Annotated in this window: 15 protein-coding genes; 8 read left to right on the top strand and 7 right to left on the bottom strand. The window is 70.2% G+C overall.

All coding sequences use genetic code 11. The features are described 5' to 3' along the window. Positions 1–145: 145 nt before the first annotated feature. The gene (locus tag ACX1DX_RS11715) at positions 146–688 is read left to right on the top strand and encodes a WhiB family transcriptional regulator (RefSeq protein WP_459396744.1); all 543 of its coding nucleotides are present in this window, start codon (positions 146–148) and stop codon (positions 686–688) included. Between the two features lie 69 nt (positions 689–757). On the opposite strand, the gene ACX1DX_RS11710 is transcribed toward ACX1DX_RS11715, so the two are convergent. Continuing rightward, positions 758–1,564 (bottom strand): HAD family hydrolase, encoded by an 807-nt coding sequence (locus ACX1DX_RS11710; protein ID WP_459396743.1) that lies wholly within the window; start codon positions 1,562–1,564, stop codon positions 758–760. Positions 1,565–1,713: 149 nt separating this feature from the next. Further along, positions 1,714–2,991, bottom strand: a complete 1,278-nt coding sequence (serS, locus tag ACX1DX_RS11705) for a serine--tRNA ligase (RefSeq protein ID WP_459396742.1) — start codon at positions 2,989–2,991, stop codon at positions 1,714–1,716. A gap of 155 nt (positions 2,992–3,146) precedes the next feature. On the opposite strand from serS, the gene ACX1DX_RS11700 reads away from it, so the two are divergent. Both ACX1DX_RS11700 and ACX1DX_RS11695 read left to right on the top strand, forming a co-directional pair. Next, the gene (locus ACX1DX_RS11700) at positions 3,147–4,334 is read left to right on the top strand and encodes an MFS transporter (RefSeq protein WP_459396741.1); all 1,188 of its coding nucleotides are present in this window, start codon (positions 3,147–3,149) and stop codon (positions 4,332–4,334) included. Beyond that, complete coding sequence (locus tag ACX1DX_RS11695; RefSeq protein ID WP_459396740.1) at positions 4,335–5,219, top strand: diacylglycerol/lipid kinase family protein; 885 nt, start codon at positions 4,335–4,337, stop codon at positions 5,217–5,219. It abuts the gene before it with no gap. Positions 5,220–5,249: 30 nt separating this feature from the next. Here the strand turns inward: ACX1DX_RS11695 and pheA are convergent, their stop codons facing one another. After that, a complete protein-coding gene (gene pheA / locus ACX1DX_RS11690) occupies positions 5,250–6,164 on the bottom strand; it encodes a prephenate dehydratase (protein WP_459396739.1) in 915 nt (304 codons plus the stop codon). A 99-nt stretch (positions 6,165–6,263) separates the two neighbouring features. On the opposite strand from pheA, the gene ACX1DX_RS11685 reads away from it, so the two are divergent. Continuing rightward, positions 6,264–7,559 (top strand): S8 family serine peptidase, encoded by a 1,296-nt coding sequence (locus tag ACX1DX_RS11685; protein ID WP_459396738.1) that lies wholly within the window; start codon positions 6,264–6,266, stop codon positions 7,557–7,559. A 15-nt stretch (positions 7,560–7,574) separates the two neighbouring features. On the opposite strand, the gene eccCa is transcribed toward ACX1DX_RS11685, so the two are convergent. Then, a complete protein-coding gene (eccCa, locus tag ACX1DX_RS11680; protein ID WP_459396737.1) occupies positions 7,575–11,636 on the bottom strand; it encodes a type VII secretion protein EccCa in 4,062 nt (1,353 codons plus the stop codon). A 71-nt stretch (positions 11,637–11,707) separates the two neighbouring features. Between eccCa and eccD the strand changes: the two genes are divergently transcribed. Further along, complete coding sequence (gene eccD, locus ACX1DX_RS11675) at positions 11,708–13,138, top strand: type VII secretion integral membrane protein EccD (protein WP_459396736.1); 1,431 nt, start codon at positions 11,708–11,710, stop codon at positions 13,136–13,138. A 16-nt stretch (positions 13,139–13,154) separates the two neighbouring features. Here the strand turns inward: eccD and ACX1DX_RS11670 are convergent, their stop codons facing one another. Both ACX1DX_RS11670 and eccE read right to left on the bottom strand, forming a co-directional pair. Further along, the gene (locus tag ACX1DX_RS11670) at positions 13,155–13,826 is read right to left on the bottom strand and encodes a hypothetical protein (RefSeq protein ID WP_459396735.1); all 672 of its coding nucleotides are present in this window, start codon (positions 13,824–13,826) and stop codon (positions 13,155–13,157) included. Then, positions 13,823–14,995: a type VII secretion protein EccE gene (gene eccE, locus ACX1DX_RS11665; RefSeq protein WP_182762911.1), complete on the bottom strand. Its 1,173-nt coding sequence runs from the start codon at positions 14,993–14,995 to the stop codon at positions 13,823–13,825. The genes ACX1DX_RS11670 and eccE overlap by 4 nt, the downstream gene beginning before the upstream one ends. A 128-nt stretch (positions 14,996–15,123) precedes the next feature. Here eccE and eccB point away from each other — a divergent pair, with 128 nt between their 5' ends. The 3 genes from eccB (at position 15,124) to ACX1DX_RS11650 (ending at position 17,331) form a co-directional block, all read left to right on the top strand. Continuing rightward, positions 15,124–16,521 (top strand): type VII secretion protein EccB, encoded by a 1,398-nt coding sequence (gene eccB / locus ACX1DX_RS11660; protein WP_459396734.1) that lies wholly within the window; start codon positions 15,124–15,126, stop codon positions 16,519–16,521. 175 nt (positions 16,522–16,696) lie between these two features. Then, positions 16,697–17,005 (top strand): WXG100 family type VII secretion target, encoded by a 309-nt coding sequence (locus tag ACX1DX_RS11655; protein ID WP_076062478.1) that lies wholly within the window; start codon positions 16,697–16,699, stop codon positions 17,003–17,005. 35 nt (positions 17,006–17,040) lie between these two features. Beyond that, positions 17,041–17,331 (top strand): WXG100 family type VII secretion target, encoded by a 291-nt coding sequence (locus ACX1DX_RS11650; RefSeq protein ID WP_076062476.1) that lies wholly within the window; start codon positions 17,041–17,043, stop codon positions 17,329–17,331. 55 nt (positions 17,332–17,386) lie between these two features. Here ACX1DX_RS11650 and ACX1DX_RS11645 read toward each other — a convergent pair whose 3' ends face one another. Further along, on the bottom strand, positions 17,387–18,196 hold the full coding sequence (locus ACX1DX_RS11645) for a DUF1206 domain-containing protein (RefSeq protein ID WP_459396733.1): 810 nt from the start codon (positions 18,194–18,196) through the stop codon (positions 17,387–17,389). Positions 18,197–18,202 lie beyond the last annotated feature (6 nt).

Here is an 18,202-nt window from a genome sequence, read left to right as displayed (position 1 = left end):
TCCCTGAGCCCAGATACTCAGAGCGGCCTAGGCCCAGTACCCAGAGAAGTCGGGTAGATCTCCCCATGTCGTGAGCACCCATGGCCCGCGTTTTAGCGACAGTCTTGAACCAGCACTCCACAAGGGGATCTACGGAAGGGCTGACATGACTGAACCGACGACCGCCTGCGTCGCCTACTCGAATGTGTTCCTGCACCCGCTCCTCGACGACGGCACTGCCCCGACGTCGCGCGGCGAGCGCCGTGAGCAGCAGATGCTCCGTTCGCAGGCCGAAAAGATGTGTGCCGGCTGCCCGCTCATGGCCCAGTGCCTGACGGACGCCGTCGTGAAGTTCGACGTCTCCGGCTTCGTCGCCGGCACCACGCGTCGCCAGCGCCAGGAGATCCGCGCCCGGCTGGGCATCACGGTCACTCCTGAAGACTTCGACACCTTCGCGGGCGTCAACTCCGGCCGCCAGTTCGACCGCTACGAGATCCACCGCATGCGCGCCGCCAACCCGGATCAACCGCTGAGCGTCATCGCGGCCAAGGTCGGCTGCTCCGTCTCCACGGTCAAGCGGCACCTCCGCCGCATCGAGGCGGAAGGCGGCGTCGCCCGCCCCGTCCAGAAGAAGACCCCGACGCCGGCCCAGGTCGTGGCCGTCGCCAACGACGTCAAGCGCGGTACCCGCCGGGTCGCCGCTGCCTGACCACCCCCCGCAAGCTGAAAGGGCCACCCTCTCCCCCAAGGGTGGCCCTTTCTCTCTGCTCACACGGTGTCAGGCAGCGCCTTCGGCCTCCAATGCGGGGAACCACAGGTTCAGTTCCTCGACGACGCCGAGGTCGGCGAAGCTGCCAGTGACCGCGTCTGCGGCGGCCAGCACCTCGTCGGGGGCGTCACCCATGGCAACGCCACGGCCGGCCCACTCGAGCATCTCGATGTCGTTTCGGCCGTCGCCGATGGCCAGCACGTCCTTCTGCTCGATGCCGAGTTCCCGGCACACCATCGCCAGGCCGAACGCCTTGTCGATGCCCTTCGGGGCGATGTCCAGCCAGGCGGACCAGCCCACGAAGTAGGCCACCTCCTGGAGCCCGAGCCGCCCCACCATTTGACTGAACGCCTCTTCGGTGGTGTCCGGGTCGCGCACGATGACGCGGGACACCTCCTCCTTGGCCAGGTCCTCCACGGGGACGACCTCGACGTTGCCGAGCAGTTCTCCGGGCGGGAACTCCTGGCTCACCCGCCAGTGGAGCCCGTCCTGGACGGCGATGCGGGCACGGGGTGCGATCTCGGTGACCTGACGGATGACGTCGGTGGGGTCGAAGCGCGTCTCGTGCCGGATCTCGAGCTCGGGATAGGTGACCATCATCGCGCCGTTGGCCGACACGTGCCAGCCCTCCGGCAGTCCGATCTCATCGGCGATGGGTTGCGTGGCCAGCCACGAGCGACCCGTGGAAAGAACGACGGTGACCCCCGCGTTGACGGCCCTGCGCACCGCAGCGCGCACCTCGTCCGGCATGACGCCGAACGCATCGACGAGCGTGCCGTCGATGTCCAGCGCAACAAGTTGTGGTGTGAATTCCATGGCGTTGCCTCTCTTCCCTGCCCTCAGGGACGCCTGGTTGCTTGATCTGTTACCAGACCAAGCATGCCACCGTTGGGTCAACCAACGGTAGAGAGCAGGCAGACGACGCGCTTCATCCGCTTGTGAACCGCGAATACAGCCCATGATCCTCAGGAAGCAGGCGGGGTGATCAGGTCACGGCCGCCGAGGTACGGGCGCAGCGCTTCCGGCACATGGATGGAGCCGTCGGCCTGCTGGTGATTCTCGAGCAGCATGATGATGATGCGGGTCATGGCGCAGAGGGTGCCGTTGAGGGTGGCGACGGGGCGCACGCCGTCCTCGAACCGGCCACGGATGCCGAGCCGGCGGGCCTGGAACTCCGTGCAGTTGGAGGTGGAGGTGACCTCGCGGTACCGCTTCTGGGTGGGCAGCCAGGCGTAGCAGTCGAACTTCCTGGCCGCGCTCAGGCCGAGGTCTCCCGAGGCGACATCGAGCACCTGGAACGGCACCTCGAGGGCGTTGAGGAAATCCTTCTCGTAACCGAGAAGCTTCTGGTGCCATTCCTCCGCATCAGCCGGGTCGCAGTGGACGAACATCTCGACCTTGTCGAACCAGTGCACGCGGAAGATGCCGCGGGTGTCCTTGCCGTGCGAGCCGGCCTCGCGACGGAAGCACGGGGAGTAGGCGACGTAGCGGCGCGGCAGCGTGCCCGCGTCGAGGATCTCGTCGGAGTGGTAGGCGGCGAGCGCCACCTCGGAGGTGCCCACGAGGTACAGGTCGTCGGCGGGCAGGTGGTAGACGTCCTGGGCGGCCTGGCCAAGGAAGCCGGTGCCCTCCATCGCCGACGGGCGCACCAACGCGGGCGGGATCATCGGTGTGAAGCCCCACTCAGCGGCCTTGCTCATCGCCAGGTTCAGCAGCGCGATCTCGAGCTGCGCGCCGAAGCCCGTCAGCACATAGAAGCGCGAACCGGAGATCTTGGCGCCGCGCTCCATGTCGATGGCGCCGTGCAGCTCGCCCAGCTCCAGGTGATCGCGGGCCTCGAAGCCTTCAGCCGCGAAGTCGCGCGGGGTGCCGACGGTCTCGATGATCACGCCCTCGTCCTCGCCGCCCTCGGGCACGCCGTCGATCACGAGGTTGCCCACCTGCTTCATCAGCTCGTCGAAGCGGTTGCCCGCCTCGTCGGCGTCGGCCTGGGCGCGCTTGACGTCTGCGGCCAACTGCTGGGTGCGCGCGATCAGCGCCGCCTTCTCCTCGCCCTTGGCCTTGGCGACGTCCTTGCCGATGGCCTTCTGCTCAGCCCGCAGCGTCTCGAACGACGCGATCGAGGAGCGCCGGGACTCGTCTGCCGCGATGAGGTCGTCGACGAGCTCGACCGAGGCGCCGCGCAGGGCCTGGGAGCGTCGGACGCGATCGGGATCGACGCGAAGCCACTTGGGATCAATCATGCGCCCAACTCTAGCGAGCACCGGCCTCCCCCCGGGACGCGGGCGAGGTGCCCAACTCGGGTTCCTCTCCCAGCCCGGTAAGGCAGGGCGTGGCACTTCCCCCCGGGGATAGGGTGAACGTGGTCAGTTCGTGGCCCCCATAGGAGAGGCGAAGAGTGGCTAAGGCGACACGTAGGGAGCCCATCCCGGCGGAGATCTGGGTGCTGGTGGCAGCCGCGTTCCTCATCGCGCTCGGGTTCGGCATCGTCGCGCCGATCCTGCCCCAGTTCGCCAAGTCCTTCGACGTGGGCGTGATGGCCGCCTCCGCGATCGTGTCGGTGTTCGCGTTCGTGCGCCTCATCTTCGCCCCTGCGGGCGGCGCCCTCATCGGGAAGTTCGGCGAACGCCGCATCTACCTGCTAGGCCTGAGCATCGTCGCGCTCTCCAGCGCCCTCAGCGGCCTGGCGCCCGACTACTGGACCCTGCTGTTGTTCCGCGGGATCGGCGGCATCGGCTCGGTCATGTTCACGGTGTCGTCGATGGGCCTACTGGTGCGGCTGTCGCCCCCCGGGCAGCGCGGCCACACGTCGTCGCTGTACGGCTCGGCCTTCCTGCTGGGCAACATCTTCGGCCCCATCCTCGGCTCCGCCCTGTCCGGCCTGGGCCTCCGCGTGCCGTTCTTCCTCTACGCCGCTGCCGTCTTCGCCTCGGTGCTCGTGGTGATGGTGTTCCTGCGCCGCGACACCGGCGCGCCCGAGGTGCCGGGGCAGGCGCAGCCGAGAATGACGCTCAGCGAGGCCATGGCCCTGCCGTACTACCGGGCGCTGCTGGTGACCGGCTTCGCCCACGGCTGGGCCAACTTCGGCGTGAGAATCGCGCTGCTCCCCCTGATGGCGGCGGCGGTCCCCACCATCGGCGCGGCTGCCGCGGGCATCGCGCTGACGCTGTTCGCCGTCGGCAACGCGATCACCCAACAGGCCACGGGGCGGCTGATCGACAGGCTGGGCAGGCGCCCGTTCCTGGTTGTCGGCCTCGGCCTCTCCGCCCTTGTCACGCTCCCGTTCGGCTGGTTCGACACCCTCACCTGGTTCTTCATCCTCTCGGCAGCGGCCGGCGCCGGCGCGGCGTTCATCGCCCCCGCCTCCCAGGCGCTGCTGGCAGATCTCATCGGGTCGAACCGCAACGGCGGCCAGGCGCTCTCGACCTACTCCATGGCCACAGACCTCGGCTCCATCGCCGGCACCCTGCTGGCCGGGGCCATCGCCGACATCCTCGGCTTCGGCTGGGCCTGGGCCGTCACCGCGTTCGTCCTGGCGGCCGCCATGCTGCCCTGGTTCTTCGTCAAGCGGCCGCGGCGGGCGTAGATGCGGGTCGCGGTCGTCGTCAATCCCGCCTCGGTGCGCCGGGGTGAGCGTTTCCGCGCGATCATCGACGGCGAACTCAGCGCCCGCGGCCTGCCTGCTGCCCGGTACCTGCTGACGACGCCTGAGGACCCGGGCGCCGGGCAGGCCAGAGCAGCCCTCGAAGCCGGCGTCGACCGGGTGCTCGTGGCCGGCGGCGACGGCACCGTGCGGATGGTGCTCGCTGCGCTGCGCCGCACAGACGTCCCCGTCGGGCTGTTGCCCTCCGGCACGGGGAACCTCCTGGCGCGTAACCTCCGGCTCCCGCTGCGGCTGCGCCCTGCGCTGGTGAAGGCGCTCGACGGCACGCCCCGCCCATTCGACCTTCTGCGCTACACGAATCTGGACACCGACGCCCAGGGCTACGCCGCGGTGATGGCGGGGCTGGGCGCGGACGCCGCCGTCGTGACCGACGCCACGGCCCGGCTCAAGCGGCTGGGACAACTGGGCTACGTGCTCGCCGGGCTGCGCCACGTGAAGGCGCGGCCGGTGCCCAGCAGGATCGCCGTCGACGGCGAGGTGCTGCTGCGCGACGCCTCGCTCGTCCAGGTGGGGAACCTGGGCGAGCTCCGTGCCGGAGTGCGGCTGCTCCCCCACGCGGACGCCTCCGACGGGCTGCTCAACCTGCTGGTCGCCTCGCCGCGTCACTCACGCGACGTGCTGCGCATGATGGCGGGCGTGCTGCTGCGCACCAGGCGCGAGCCGTTCGTCGACCGGCGGGTGGCGCGCGACGTGGTCGTCAACTGTGACCGTCCGGTGCCCTACCAGGTCGATGGCGACGTCATCGGCGCCGTCAGCGCCATCCGGTTCGAGGTCCTGCCCGGCGTTGCGCGGGTCGTGTCGGCCTAGGCCCCTTCGACCAGGCGCCGGGCGCCTGGCTCAGGGCAAGAACGGCAGGCCGAGGCTCTCCACCCAGGCCGCGGCCGCGTCGTACGAGTCATCGGTGAAACCGTCGCCCACCTTCGGCCGCGACTCATCGGCCCGGGGGTAGGAACCCAGGAAGTGGACGCGGGGGCAGACGCGGTGCAGGCCTTCGAGGGCCTCGCCCACGCGCTTGTCGTGCAGGTGCCCCTCGACGTCGATCGAGAAGCAGTAGGACCCCAGCGTGGTCTTCGTCGGGCGCGACTCGATCCGGGTCAGGTTCACCCCGCGCACGGCGAACTGCTCGAGGATCTCCAGCAGGGCACCCGAGTGGTCCTCGCGCATGTAGGCGACCAGCGTGGTCTTGTCGGCGCCCGTGCGCCGGGCGACCGGCCCGGCCTTCCCCACCTCGACGAAGCGGGTCACCGCGCCCGGGTTGTCCTCGATGGCGTAGGCCAGTTCGGTCAGGCCGTAGGTGTCGCCGGCCACCCGTGCGCAGACGGCCGCGTCGTAGCGTGACTCCGGGCGCGCGACCTCCGCAGCCGCACCAGCCGTCGAGCCTGCCTCCGTGACCTGCGCCCGGGGCACCTTCTCCGCCAACCACCGGCGACACTGCGCCGCCGCGTGCCCGTGGGTCAGCACCTGCCGCACGTCGGCGAGCTGGGTGCCTTCACGGGCGTAGAGCCCGAACTCGACGGGGATCACGATCTCGGCACGGATGGCGAGCGGCTCGCCGGCGATGAGCTCGTCGAGCGTGGCCGACACCCCGCCCTCGACGGAGTTCTCGATGGGCACGACGGCGCCGCTGACCTCACCGTGGCGCACCGCATCCAGGGCCTCGCGCACGCTCGAGAACGCCACCGCCTCTTCGTCGGTGATCATGCGCAACGCCTGGTGGGTGAACGTCCCTGCGGGACCGAAGTATCCGAGCACGTCCCCATCCTCCCCCTTCCGCGCCCGCGCCCGCCAACGCGTTCCGGAAATGGCGCCGCCAGATTCGCGCTGGCCCCGCCGGCGACTACCCTGACCCGCGTGAAGCGATACCTCTGGCGCGCCACCGCGGCCGCGATGACGGCGGGCATCCTGCTGTCCAACGCCACCGTCGGGGCATCCGCCGAGGAGGTCGACGTCTTCCGGCCCACCCGCTGCGAGATCAACCAGCCCACCCCTGAGGGACAACTGCTCGACGCCTGGCATCTGCAGCGCCTCAACATGGATGAGGTCTGGCGCCTCGCCACCGGCAAGGGCGTGACGGTGGCCGTGATCGACACCGGCGTGAGCACGGCCGGCAGCCTGTACTTCGATCCGGACCAGGTCCAGGGCTTCGACTTCGTCGGCGTCTCCGACGACGAACGCGACAAGAAGGTGAAGGTGGACTGCCTGCACGGCACGTTCGTCACCTCGTTGCTGGCGGCGGGGCTGCGGCCGGACGGCAGCACGGTTCATCCACTGACGAACTTCGCCGGCATCGCCCCGGACGTGGAGGTGCTCGCCTACCGGGCGCTGGCCCAGTCCGCGGTGCAGCCCGACGAGGGGCAGCAGGCGCCTGCCCCGGAATCACTGGAGCCTGCGGTGCGCGCCGTCAACGCCGCCGTCGACGCCCAGGTCGACATCATCAACCTCTCGCTCACCGTGCAGCGCGACGTCCCCTTCTTCGATGAGTTCGAGGCTGCCATCCACCGGGCGCTGAGCGCCGGCATCGTCGTGGTGGCCGCGGCAGGCAATGGCGACCAGAACGTCGGCCCGCTCTTTCCCGCTTCGTTCCCCGGCGTGATCTCCGTCGGGATGAGCACGGAGCAGGAATCGGCGCATCCCCAGTCCTACGCCTGGTCTCGCGTCGAGATCGGCGCCCCCGGCGCCGGCATCGTCGGGCTGGCCCCCTCGCAGGACGACCGCAACGCGACGACGGCGAACCAGGCCTTCCACCTGGACACGGGCACGTCGTTCGCCGCGCCGATCGTCAGCGGCGTCATCGCGTTGATGCTCGAGTACGACGCGGCGACGGGTCGCGAGCGGGCCTCCGCCGCGGAGCTCCTCACCCGGTTGCAGCTGACGGCGGACCCGCCCCCGGCCACCGCGCCCGACGCCCAGCTGGGCTGGGGCATCGTCAACCCCCTGCGCGCGGTGCTGGACACCCGCCCCGCGCCCATGTCGAGCGAGGCCGCTGAGTTCGTCCCCCCGCCGGCACCGACGCCGGAACCCGAGCCCGTCGACGCCCGCATGCCCGTGTTGGGCCTGGGGGTCGCCGTCGGGGCGGTGCTGATGGTGGGGCTGGGAGTGGTGGCCGCCATCGCGATCCCCGCCGCGGCCCGCCGCCAGGCCCGCTGACCCCCGCCCGGTGCCTCAGGACTCGGATCGGGGCAGGTGCGCCGTCTGGATGAGGCCCTTGAAGGTGCGGGTGACCAACGTGCCGCGGCCGGGAGGCATGGGCGAGCCCTGCACGTCGCCGTAGAGCTTGCCCTCCTCCTTGTTGCCGCTGAGGATCAGCGCCGGGTTGACTGCGTCCTTCATCTTCGTGATCAACGGGTCACCGAACACGGCACGGCTCGCGCCGCCGAAGGCCCTGGTCATGATGATGTGCAGGCCGATGTCGCCCGCCTGGTTGATCAGGTCCGAGAACACCGCCATCGGGTTGCCGGACTGGGTGGCGACCAGTTCGTAGTCGTCGACGATCAGGAACACCTCGGCGCCGGTCCACCAGGAGCGGTCGCGCAGCTGCTGTTGCGTCACGTCCGGCCCTGGGAGCCGCGCGCGGACCGCCTCCGCGGTCTGCTGCAGCATGGGCGTGGCCGCGGAGGCCGACGGGTAGTAGCCGATGAGGTGCGGCGTCTCCACCTCGCCCAGCAGCGAGCGGCGGTAGTCGACGATCATGATCTTGGCTTCCTGCGGCGTGAAGCGCGTGGTGATGCCCTTCAGGATGAGGCGCAGCAGGTTCGACTTGCCGGATTCCGGGGCGCCGAAGGCCACCAGGTGCGGCTCGGTCATCGTCTCCAGGAAGACCGGCGAGAGCTCCAACTCGTCGATGGCGAACGGGATCCGGCGGTCCGCCGGGTCGTGGCCGATCGCGGGCAGTTCCTCGATCTCCAAGCTCTCCGGCAACATCCGCACCTCGGCGGCGCGCGGCCCCTTCCAGGCCTGGTTCACCGCCTCGATGAACTGGCGCTGCCCGGTGGCCACGTCGTCGGCGTCCTCCACCGAGTCGACTCGCGGCAGGCCGACGAGCGCGTGCAGCCCGCCTGCGGTGATGGAGCGGCCCGGCCGGCCCGTGGGGATCGCGCCCTGCAGCTTCCGGTCCACCTCGGAGTCGAAGGCGTCGCCCAACTTGAGTTCGATCTTGGACTGCAGCGCGTCCTTCGTCGCCGCCCGCACCTCCATCCACTTCGTGGCGCTCACCCACACGTGGATGCCGAAGCCGAGGCCACTGTTGGCGAGCGTCTGGACCTGCGGTTCGAGGTTCTCGAACTCGGTCTTCAGCGTTGCCCAGCCGTCCACGACGAGGAACACATCCGTCGGGAACCGGTCTGCGGGGATGGAACCGTCGCGGCGACCCTGGCGGTAGGTGGTCATCGAGTCGATGCCCAGTTCGCCGAACTGCGCCTCGCGAGCCGAGCGCAGCGACATCAGTTCCGCGACGGTGCGCCGGACGCGGTCGACGTCCAGCCGGCCGGTGACCGAGCCGATGTGCGCCAGGTCACGCATCGAGGTGAGCGCCCCACCGCCGAAGTCCAGGATGTAGAACCCCACCTCCTCCGGCGTGTGCGTCAGAGACAGGCCCGCGATGGCGCCACGCAGCGCCATCGACTTGCCGGACTGCGGCCCGCCGGCGACCCCGAGGTTGCCGCCCGAGCCGGAGAAGTCGATCCACCAGGGGTCGCGCCGCTGCTGACGCGGCCGGTCGATGAGCCCGACGGCGGCCTGGAGCCTCGCCCGCCGCTGCGGGTCCGCCACCTGCAGGCCCCGGCCCTCGACCTCGGCCAGCCCACCCAGCAGCTGGTCCATGGCCGGCGGCACGTCGAGCGGCGGCAGCCACACCTTGTGCGCGGGCCAGCCGTGGCCCTTCAAGCGGCCCACCGCGATGCTGAGCAGCGTCTCGTCGTCGTCCTCATCCTCGACGGGGTCCTCCGCCGGGGCCGCGGGACGCGCCGGCGCCACAGCCGGTTCCGGCGCGGGGGGCGTCACGGGCATCACGTAGTCAGCGGTGAACTCGAGCACGGGGGGCGTCCAGGAGCGTGGTTCGATCACGAGGTCGTCGAGGGGGCTGTGCTGCAGCGGCGTCGCCACCGGGTCTGCGTTGCCGTGCCAGGGACCGGAGACGTAGGCCGCCTTGAAGCGGGTCATACCGGTGGTGTCGTACTTGAGGTAGCCGTTGCCGGGCGGCGTCGGGAGCTCGTAGGCGTCCGGCACGCCGATGACGGTGCGCGACTCCGCGGGCGAGAACGTGCGCAGCGCGATGCGGTAGCTGAGGAAGGTGTCCAGGCCGCGCAACTTGTTCTCCTCGAGCCGCTGCGACGCGAGGAGCTGGTGCACCGCTATGGACCGGCCGACCCGGCCGATCTGCACGAACAGGTCGATGAACTCGGGGCGGGCCGACAGCAGCTCGGAGAACTCGTCCACGACGATGAAGAGGCTCGGCATCGGCGGCATGTCCGCCCCGTTCTGCCGGGCGGCCTCGTAGTCTTCACGGTTCTTGAAGTTGCCCGCCGCCCGCAGCAGTTCCATGCGCCTGTCGAGTTCGCCGCTGATGGCGTCCTGCATGCGGTCCACCAGGCCGAGCTCACCCTCCAGGTTGGTGATCACCGCAGAGACGTGGGGCAGGTGTTCGAGGCCGAGGAACGTCGCGCCGCCCTTGAAGTCGACCAGAATGAAGTTCAACTGCTCGGTGGAGTGGGTCATCGCCAGGCCCAGCACCAGCGTGCGCAGGAACTCGGACTTGCCGGAGCCCGTGGCGCCGATGCAGATACCGTGCGGCCCCATGCCGCCCTGCGCCGACTCCTTGATGTCGAGCTCGACGGCGCTGCCGTCGTCGGCGGTGCCGAACGGGATGCGCAGGTGCTGGCGCAGGGGCCGCGGGCGCCACGAGACGCGGGGATCGAGCGTGAGCGGATCGCCCACCCCCAGCATTGCGGGGTAGTCCTTCGGCGGCGCGAAGACGACCTCGGCGGGCCCGTCGTCGGCGGCCTGCCCAGCGGCGAGCTCCGGCATCCGGTAGGGCGCCATCGCGCGGGCGAGCATCTCACAGTAGACGACGGGCACGTTGTCCGGCCGCCCGAACGGCGTCTGGGCGTGCGGCGTGCGGGTGGTGCGGCGGTGCAGCACGACGGTGTCGCCGCGCACCTCGAACACCGCGACGCCCAGTTCCAGGGACCGGGGCACTTCACGGTTGCCGGTGACCTCGATGGTGACGGCCTTGGTGTCCGGGGTGACGAACTGCTGCGACGCCACGCCCTCCACGCCGTCGGAGACGATGACCGCCAGCGACGGAGGGTTGTCGCCGTTCTGCGCCGAGGTGGCCATCTGGGAGAGCTCGCCGGCCGCGGTGGCGAACATCCGGACGGGGCCCACGCCGTCAGCCTCGGTGGGGTGCTGGAGGTGCGGCAGCCACTTCACCCACTGCCAGGAGGCCTGGTGGGCCGGGTCAGCCGCCACCATGAGCGACACGTCGGAGGGCGCGTGCCAGGCCACCAACTGGGCCACCATGGCCCTGGCCAGCGCCCGGCAGTCCTCCTCGTCGCCCACGAGTTGGACCGCGCGGAAGCCGCGCAGGTCCACCGCGAGGGGCACGGACTGGACCACACGGTGCGTGCGGATGAACCGACGCAGCGCTCCGGTGGTGAGCGGCTCGAGGTCCTCGATGGGCTGCGACTCCGGCGGCGTGATCCGCTTGGCCGACTGCTGCCGTCCGACGGAGACCCGGACCGAGCCGAAGTCCTCCGCGTCCGGGCGCCGCTCCCACATGCGCATGCCGCCCACGATGGTCCACAGCGAATCCGGCGACGGGTGGCGGTAGGCCACGGATTCCCGCTGCTCGTCGGCCGTCTTCGCGAAGTTCCTGCGCACCTGGGCCAGGTAGCGGAAGTAGTCGCGGCGGTTGGCGTCCAGCTGCGCCGACTGGTCGTCGTTCTGCCGGCCCACCTGGGACAGCATCATGCCCATCATCGAGACGGCGTAGAGGCCGCCGATCACGCCGCCGAGCGCGCCGCGGCCGCCGCCCACGCCGCCCATGTTGAACATCATCAGGCCCATCGCGAGGCCACCCGCGACCATCGGGAGCATGCGCAGGAGGTTGCCGAACGGCTTCGACGCCGCCGGAGGGGGGATCTCCGGCGGTGACTCCAGCAACAGGTCTCCGCGCGGCATCGCCGGGGGCGACACGCGCTTCGGCCGGTGGAACGTGATCTGGCCCATGAGCGCCTAACTTAATGGACTCCAGGGGCAAGCCGGCGCCCGTGCGCCCCCGGCCGGTTAAGGTATCCGACGTGAACACCACGGCCGAGGAAGATCTGTCGCGCGTCACGGTTATCTCCAGCAGCCGTCGCGTCGACCTCGCACTGCCCGGTTCCGTGTCCCTCAGCGAACTGCTCCCGAGCATCCTGCGGTTCTCCGGCCTGGAGTCGAACAACCCCACGGACGCGGTGCACGCCTGGGTGCTGCAGCGCTTCGGGTCAGACCCGTTCGACCTCTACACGCCGGTGCACAAGCTGGGGATCCGCGACGGGGAGACGCTCCACCTGCGCCAGCGCGAGAGCGCCATTCCCGACGCCGCGTTCGACGATGTCGTGGACGCCGTAGCCGGCGCCACCAACTCCCGCCCCTCCTGGCAGGCGAAGCACTCCCAGCGCATGGGCATCACGTTGATGTTGCTGGCCCTCATCGGCATCCCGCTGCTGGTCATCCTCGGCCAGAAGCCCATCGACCTGGCCGAGGCCCGCTTCGACCCGTCGCTCCGGCTGCCCATGGCACTGGCCGTCGGGGTCACCGGCTTCCTGAGCTTCGCCGCGGCGATCGGTGCCATCGCGTTGGCCCGTGCCGCCGGTGAACGGCGCACCGCCGCGGCCCTGGCCTGGGGCAGCGTGGCGCTGGCCGGCATCGCCGGCTGGTTCCTGCCGGACCCCATGTCCGGGATCGTGCCGCTCGCGGTGCGCATCATCCTGGCCGCGAGCCTCGTGCTGATCGCCTCCGCCGTCTGCGCGCTGGCCGCGAACGTGCAGCCCATGCCGCTGTTCAGCGCTGCACTGGCCGCACTGCTCATCGTCGTCGGTTCGAGCTTCATGCTGCTGTTCCCAGGCCACGACGTGGAGGTGGCGGCCATCGTGGTGACCGTGTCCTCGTTCGTGACGGCCTACCTGCCGCCGTTGTCCTACCGGATCGCGGGCGTGGCCCTGCCGAACCTGCCCACCACCACGGAGGGCATCCTGGCGGACGAGACCCCCGTGCAGTCCGACATCGTCAAGCGGGCACTGTTCGCCGACAGGCTGCTGGGCGCGATGCTGGCCGCCATGTCGGTGGTCGCCGTCCTCGCCGCCTTCGTGGTGATCAGCCAGGGCACGATCTGGTCCACGCTGCTGATGCTGTGCATCGGGTTCGCCTACCTGCTGCGCGCCCGCGCGTTCGTCGGCTTCACCCAGCGGCTCGCGCTGCTGCTCGGCGGCGCGATCACCGTCGTCATCGGCCTGTACGCCATCGCCACAGGCCCGGTGCAGTCGCTGGGCGGCATGGTCACACTCTTCGCCGTCGCCCTGGCGCTCACCTACGTCTTCGCCCACTACTCCGCCTCGTGGTACCAGCGCATCATGGCCCCCACCTGGGGCCGGTGGGGCGACGTGCTGGAGTGGCTCGCGATCATCGGCATCGTGCCGGCCCTGCTGGGCGTGCTGAACCTGTACGCCTACTTCAACACGCTGCTCTGACGCCCCGACGGCCCGCTCAGGCGAGGGCGGACTGGAACAGCAGGCGGTACTCCGTCGGCGAGGGTGGCACGCGGACCTTCACGACGCGGCGCACCGACGCCAGCACCACCTCGGACTCGTCGAGGTCCGTCACGGCCTTCACCTGGCCGGACTGCAACGCATAGGCGCGGCGGAGGTTCTCCCCGCTCTTGGGGCCCAGCGGCGACACCATCGCCGTCTCGCACACCCGCAGGTCCGCGATGGCCTTGGGCGACGACGGGTCGCCGACGATGGCGACGGCCTGCCAGGCACCCAACCGCGCGGTGGTGCCCACGGCACCCGTCTCGTCGATGATCAGGCTCGGTCGGAAGGGGCGACCCTGTCCCGGCAGGTTCTCCGGGGTGTTCAACACGTCGATCGTGCCCCCGCAGGCCCGGACGGTGTCCGCCAACGTGAGCCAGCGACGGTGGTCCGCCGCGATCACGGACAGGTGCGCGCCGATGCACATGGCGCGGAACGCCACGAGCCACCGCAGGTATTCCGGCACGGCCAGGTACAGGCGGGTGGGCTCCGGGCGGAACAGGCGCATGGTCACCGGCCCGCCGGGGCCGGAGCCGAGCAGCATCCCTGAGGGCCCCGTCGACATCGTGGGCAACTGCTGTTCGATGGCCTTCTCCGGCGCGAGCGCCTGGAACGAGATCTCGCTCACTCGTCGATCCGCCTTCCGAGGGGGACGGTGGCCAGCAGACCGGGGACCTGCACGCCGCCCAGCGGGGCGAGCTTCACTACGCCGTCGAGCTTGGACACCATGAAGTCGTCTGCGGCGATGGCCTGTTCGAGGCTGGCCGTCACGAGGCGCACCGCGCCCTCCGGCGGGCGGCCGGGGCTGACGGTGAACGAGGTGACGGCCATCATGGCCGGCGCCTTCGCCACCACGTCCAGCACCCGCTGGTAGGCGGCGCTGGGCGAGGCCCCGAATCCGCCCAGGGCGCGGGTCTCATGCACGAGGCCGTCGCCGAACCAGGCCGACCACTCCTCGCGGCTGCGCGGCTCCGCGGGCGCGGGAGAGGCTCCGGAGGTGAGCGTCAGCACGTCGGAGATCCCGTGGGGGTCCAGTGGAGCGGTGAGCATGCCCTGCCGCTTCAGGAGCGCCTGGGCGCGGTGGAGCCCGAAGCGCAGGGTGGCGAACACGCCGGTCTGGCCGTCGCCCCGTCGGCCGACCGCCTCCAGGCAGAGCCGCGGGTCGAGGCGGAGCGCCACCCAGGTGCGGCGCAATGCCGGTGGCGGGGTGCCGGGGATGATCTCGCGGTAGGCCTCCAGCGCGGGTGACCCCGCCGGCAGCATCGCCCCTGACGGCGCAGGAACCGTCAGGGTGACGACCTGGACGCCGGCGAAGGCGACGTCGTCCTGCCGGGTGAGCGCGCCGAGCGCGTCGAGGTCGAGTTCGGCGCCGCGGTCCGTGAACAGGGTGTGGTCTGCCGTGACCTCGAGGATGCCGGACCAGGATCCGCCGTCCGCGGTGACGCCGATGTCGCCGTCGTGGGCGTCCTTGATCTGGGTGAGTTCGAGGCCGGGCAGCCACTGCGCGAGCGGGACCAGCCCGGACGCATGCTCGGGGTGCTCCACCCACCGCCGCGCCCTCTGCCGGAACGCGGAGCGCAGCTTCAGCGTGGCCGGGATCGAGCGCCCATTGACGGGGAGGCTCATCAGGATGGCGACGAGCAGCACGGCACCGGCCGTGGCCAACGCCCACGCGGAGCGCTGGACGACCAGCAGGGCCACGATCACCAGCACGATCTGCCAGGCGACGACCATGGGCAGGAATCGCGTCGAGCGCGCCCGCCGTTGCAGCGCGTAGCCGTTGGTCCTCCGCAGCATCTGACCTCCTCCGAGCGCCCACTCTAGGACGTGCAGCGGTCCACGCCCGCCGCTGCACACCGCCGGCATGCGCCCGACGGCGGCTACAGTTGCCCCCGACCCCCGGCCCGGACACACGCAGGACATCGATGGCGACTCGCAAGGACCTTCTGAAGGCGCACGCCTTCACCTCGCGCCGCATGATCGCGGCCTTCGTGGACCGCGACCCCGATGACCCCACGCCACCGCTCAGGCGGGTGAGCACCGCGACGTTCGTCTCCGTCCTCCTGGGCGTGGTCCTGCTGGCCGGCACCGCGCTGATCGGGCTGTTGCGCGGTGGTGTGACCAACGAATCGTGGCGCGACCAGGACAACGTCATCCTCAACGACGTCCAGTCGGGCCAGCTCTTCGCGCACACGAACAAGCTCGTCATCCCCGTGACCGACGTGGCGACGGCCCGGCTGCTCGCGGCCGGCGACGACCCCGGCGGCCCGCCGCGGATCATCGACGTGAAGACCGAGGCGCTCGTCGGCACGGAGATGCAGCAGCGCCAGGGCATCCCCGGCGCTCCCCCGCAGCTACCCGCGGCCAAGGACCTGGCGTCGTTCCCGTTGCGCCTGTGTTCCACCGAACCCATGGGTCGCGGCCGCTACCTCACCCTCCAGTTCGGGGCGACGGAGGCCTCCAGCATGGATTACAGCTTCATCGCCAAGGCCAGCGAGGGCACCCGGTACCTCGTCTCGGGCGGCCAGAGCCACGAGTTGTACAGCGCGCGGGGCAGCGGGGGCGTCGTCTCCTTCGACGTGCCCGAGGTGGAGCCGGGCAACTCCTGGATCTATGCGCTGCCGATGGGGGCACCGATCAACCCACCGCAGATCACGGGCTACGGCGACACCCCGGTGAAGGCCTACCAGGGCAAGACCATCGGCGACGTGGTGGCGGTCACCGGGAGCAACCCGGTGCGCTACTTCGTCCAGCTGAACGACGGCCTGGCCCAGATCTCCTACCTGGAGGCGAAGCTGCTGTTCCACGAGAAGAACAGGGACTTCACCCAAGAGGTGGGCGCCATCTCAGAGCGTGACCTGTCGGGTTACCTGATCGAAGACCTCGAGTCGATCACCGAGGGCGGCATCCCGATGTACCAGCCGAAGGCCCCGCCCGGCTACGAGAGCGGCCGGGACGCCTCCGTGTGTGCCACCTTCAGCGCGGAGACGCCGGACAGGGTGTCGGTGTCGATGGGCCAGACCACACCCGCGCTCGACCAACGCCAGCTGGGCGCCCCCACCGGCAAGTACATCGACCACATCGACCTGCCGCCGCTGAAGGGCGCGCTACTGCGCAACGGCGAGGCCGGCACCGACGAGGCCGCCGCCACCCTGCTGCTCAACGGCCGGGGCTACGGCATCCCGACGATAGGGGCACGCCAGGCACTGGGCTACGGCGAGGCCACGCCGCTGCCTGTCACGGGGGGCTTGCTGAACCTGATCCGTTCGGGGCTGCCCAGCGGGGTGGCCCTCGGGCGCGACCATGTTGAGCCCGCAGGATGAGGTCCCCCATCCCGTCACCCACCGGGAATAGGTATCCCTACTTGAATGTGTCTCGGGCCGCGCCAAGTGACCCTCTCCGCAGCCTAGGGTTTCGGGAGACACCACCGCAGCCACGAGGAACTTCCCCTGTGGCTCTTACAGGGCCACAGTGGCTCGACGTCGAAGGGAATGAATCATGAGCGACAAGTCCGTAGACCGCGCTGCCATGCAGAAGGCGACGCAGCAGATTGAGGCCAAGCACCAGCAGATCCACAACCTGCAGAACCGCCTCCAGGGCCAGATGAGCGACCTCGCCTCGCGCTGGCACGGCAATGCGTCCACCGCTTTCCAGAACGGCTACCGCCAGTTCGACACGGAGTTCGAGAAGGTCAAGGCCGGTCTCGACAAGATCCACGGCCAGCTGGTCGAAACGCTGCGCGAGTACGGCGTGCGTGAAGAAGAGAACCAGGCCACCGCCAACCAGATCGCCGGACTCATCGGCTGACGGCCGCTGACCAGAACTGACCAGGAGAGATTTTCATGAGCGACTCAACCATTTACTCCGTTGCCGGCCTGCAGGAAGGTATCAGCAACCTCTCGGCCGCGCACCGCGAACTCACCAGCCTCCTCGAGGACCTGAAGGGCGAGCTGTCGTCGTCCCTCGGCCAGTGGGATGACAACGCCCGCAACTCCTACCAGGAAGTGCAGATCCAGTGGGATCAGTCGGCCAAGCGCCAGCAGGACATCGTGCAGCGCATGCCCGTGCTCCTCGGCAACATCGCCGACGGCTACAACGCCACTGAGAAGCGCAACGCCGGCATCTGGGGCTGACCCCGATGGAAAAAGGGCCCGGCTCGCCGGGCCCTTTTTGCATGCCCGGAACCGCTCAGCCGCGGCGGCGGGTGTTGGCGAGGGCGCTGGCCCGGGCGAAGCAGAAGATGCCGTAGGCGATGACGCCCACGGCGATGACGATCAGTAGCGCTGAGCCATAGGGCAGTTCCGTGAGTTTCTTCAGCGCCCCGTCGAGCCCGCCCGCCTCATCGGCGTCGCGGCTCAGGACCGCCACCACGAACAGGATGCCCACGACGCCGACCGCCACCCCCTTGGCCAGGTATCCGGTCATCCCGAGCGCGGTGAACACGCGGCGGGTGCGCCCGGTGACGTCCACGTGCTCGAGGAAGGACTTGCGCAGGCCGCTGATGAACATGCCCACGCCGATGGCGAGGATCACCAGGCCGATGACGGCGAGCAGCCAGGAACCCCACGTCGACTGCATCATGGTGGCGCTGAACGAATCGGTGGATTCCTCGCCGTCGGCGCTGCCGCCCGTGGCGTAGACGACGGCGACGCTACCGACGGCGACATGCGCGATGCCCCGGCCTGCGGCGCGCGCGGCCTGCCAGGGTTCGCGCCGGACGGAGGTGGCCGCCTCCGCGAAGGAGTGGAGAGCCAGGGCGAACATGGCGATGCCTGCCACCCACAGCGCGATCGACCCCACCGGAGAGGCGTCGATGGCACGCATGGCGCCGCTCTGATCTGCGGACCCGCCGCTCCCGAGCGCGATACCGACGGCGATCAGGCCGATGATGATGTGCACGATCCCGTTGACGACCTGCCCCACTGAGGCGGCCATCACGGCAACGGGGTGCCGCTCGACCTCTGCTGCGGTGTCTTCGACCATCTGACGCTTACCCATCTGGTC

It is taken from the genome of Tessaracoccus zhenghani (assembly GCF_054552775.1).
Note: the sequence above shows the minus strand (reverse complement) of the source record. Positions and strands in the feature narration are given on the sequence as shown.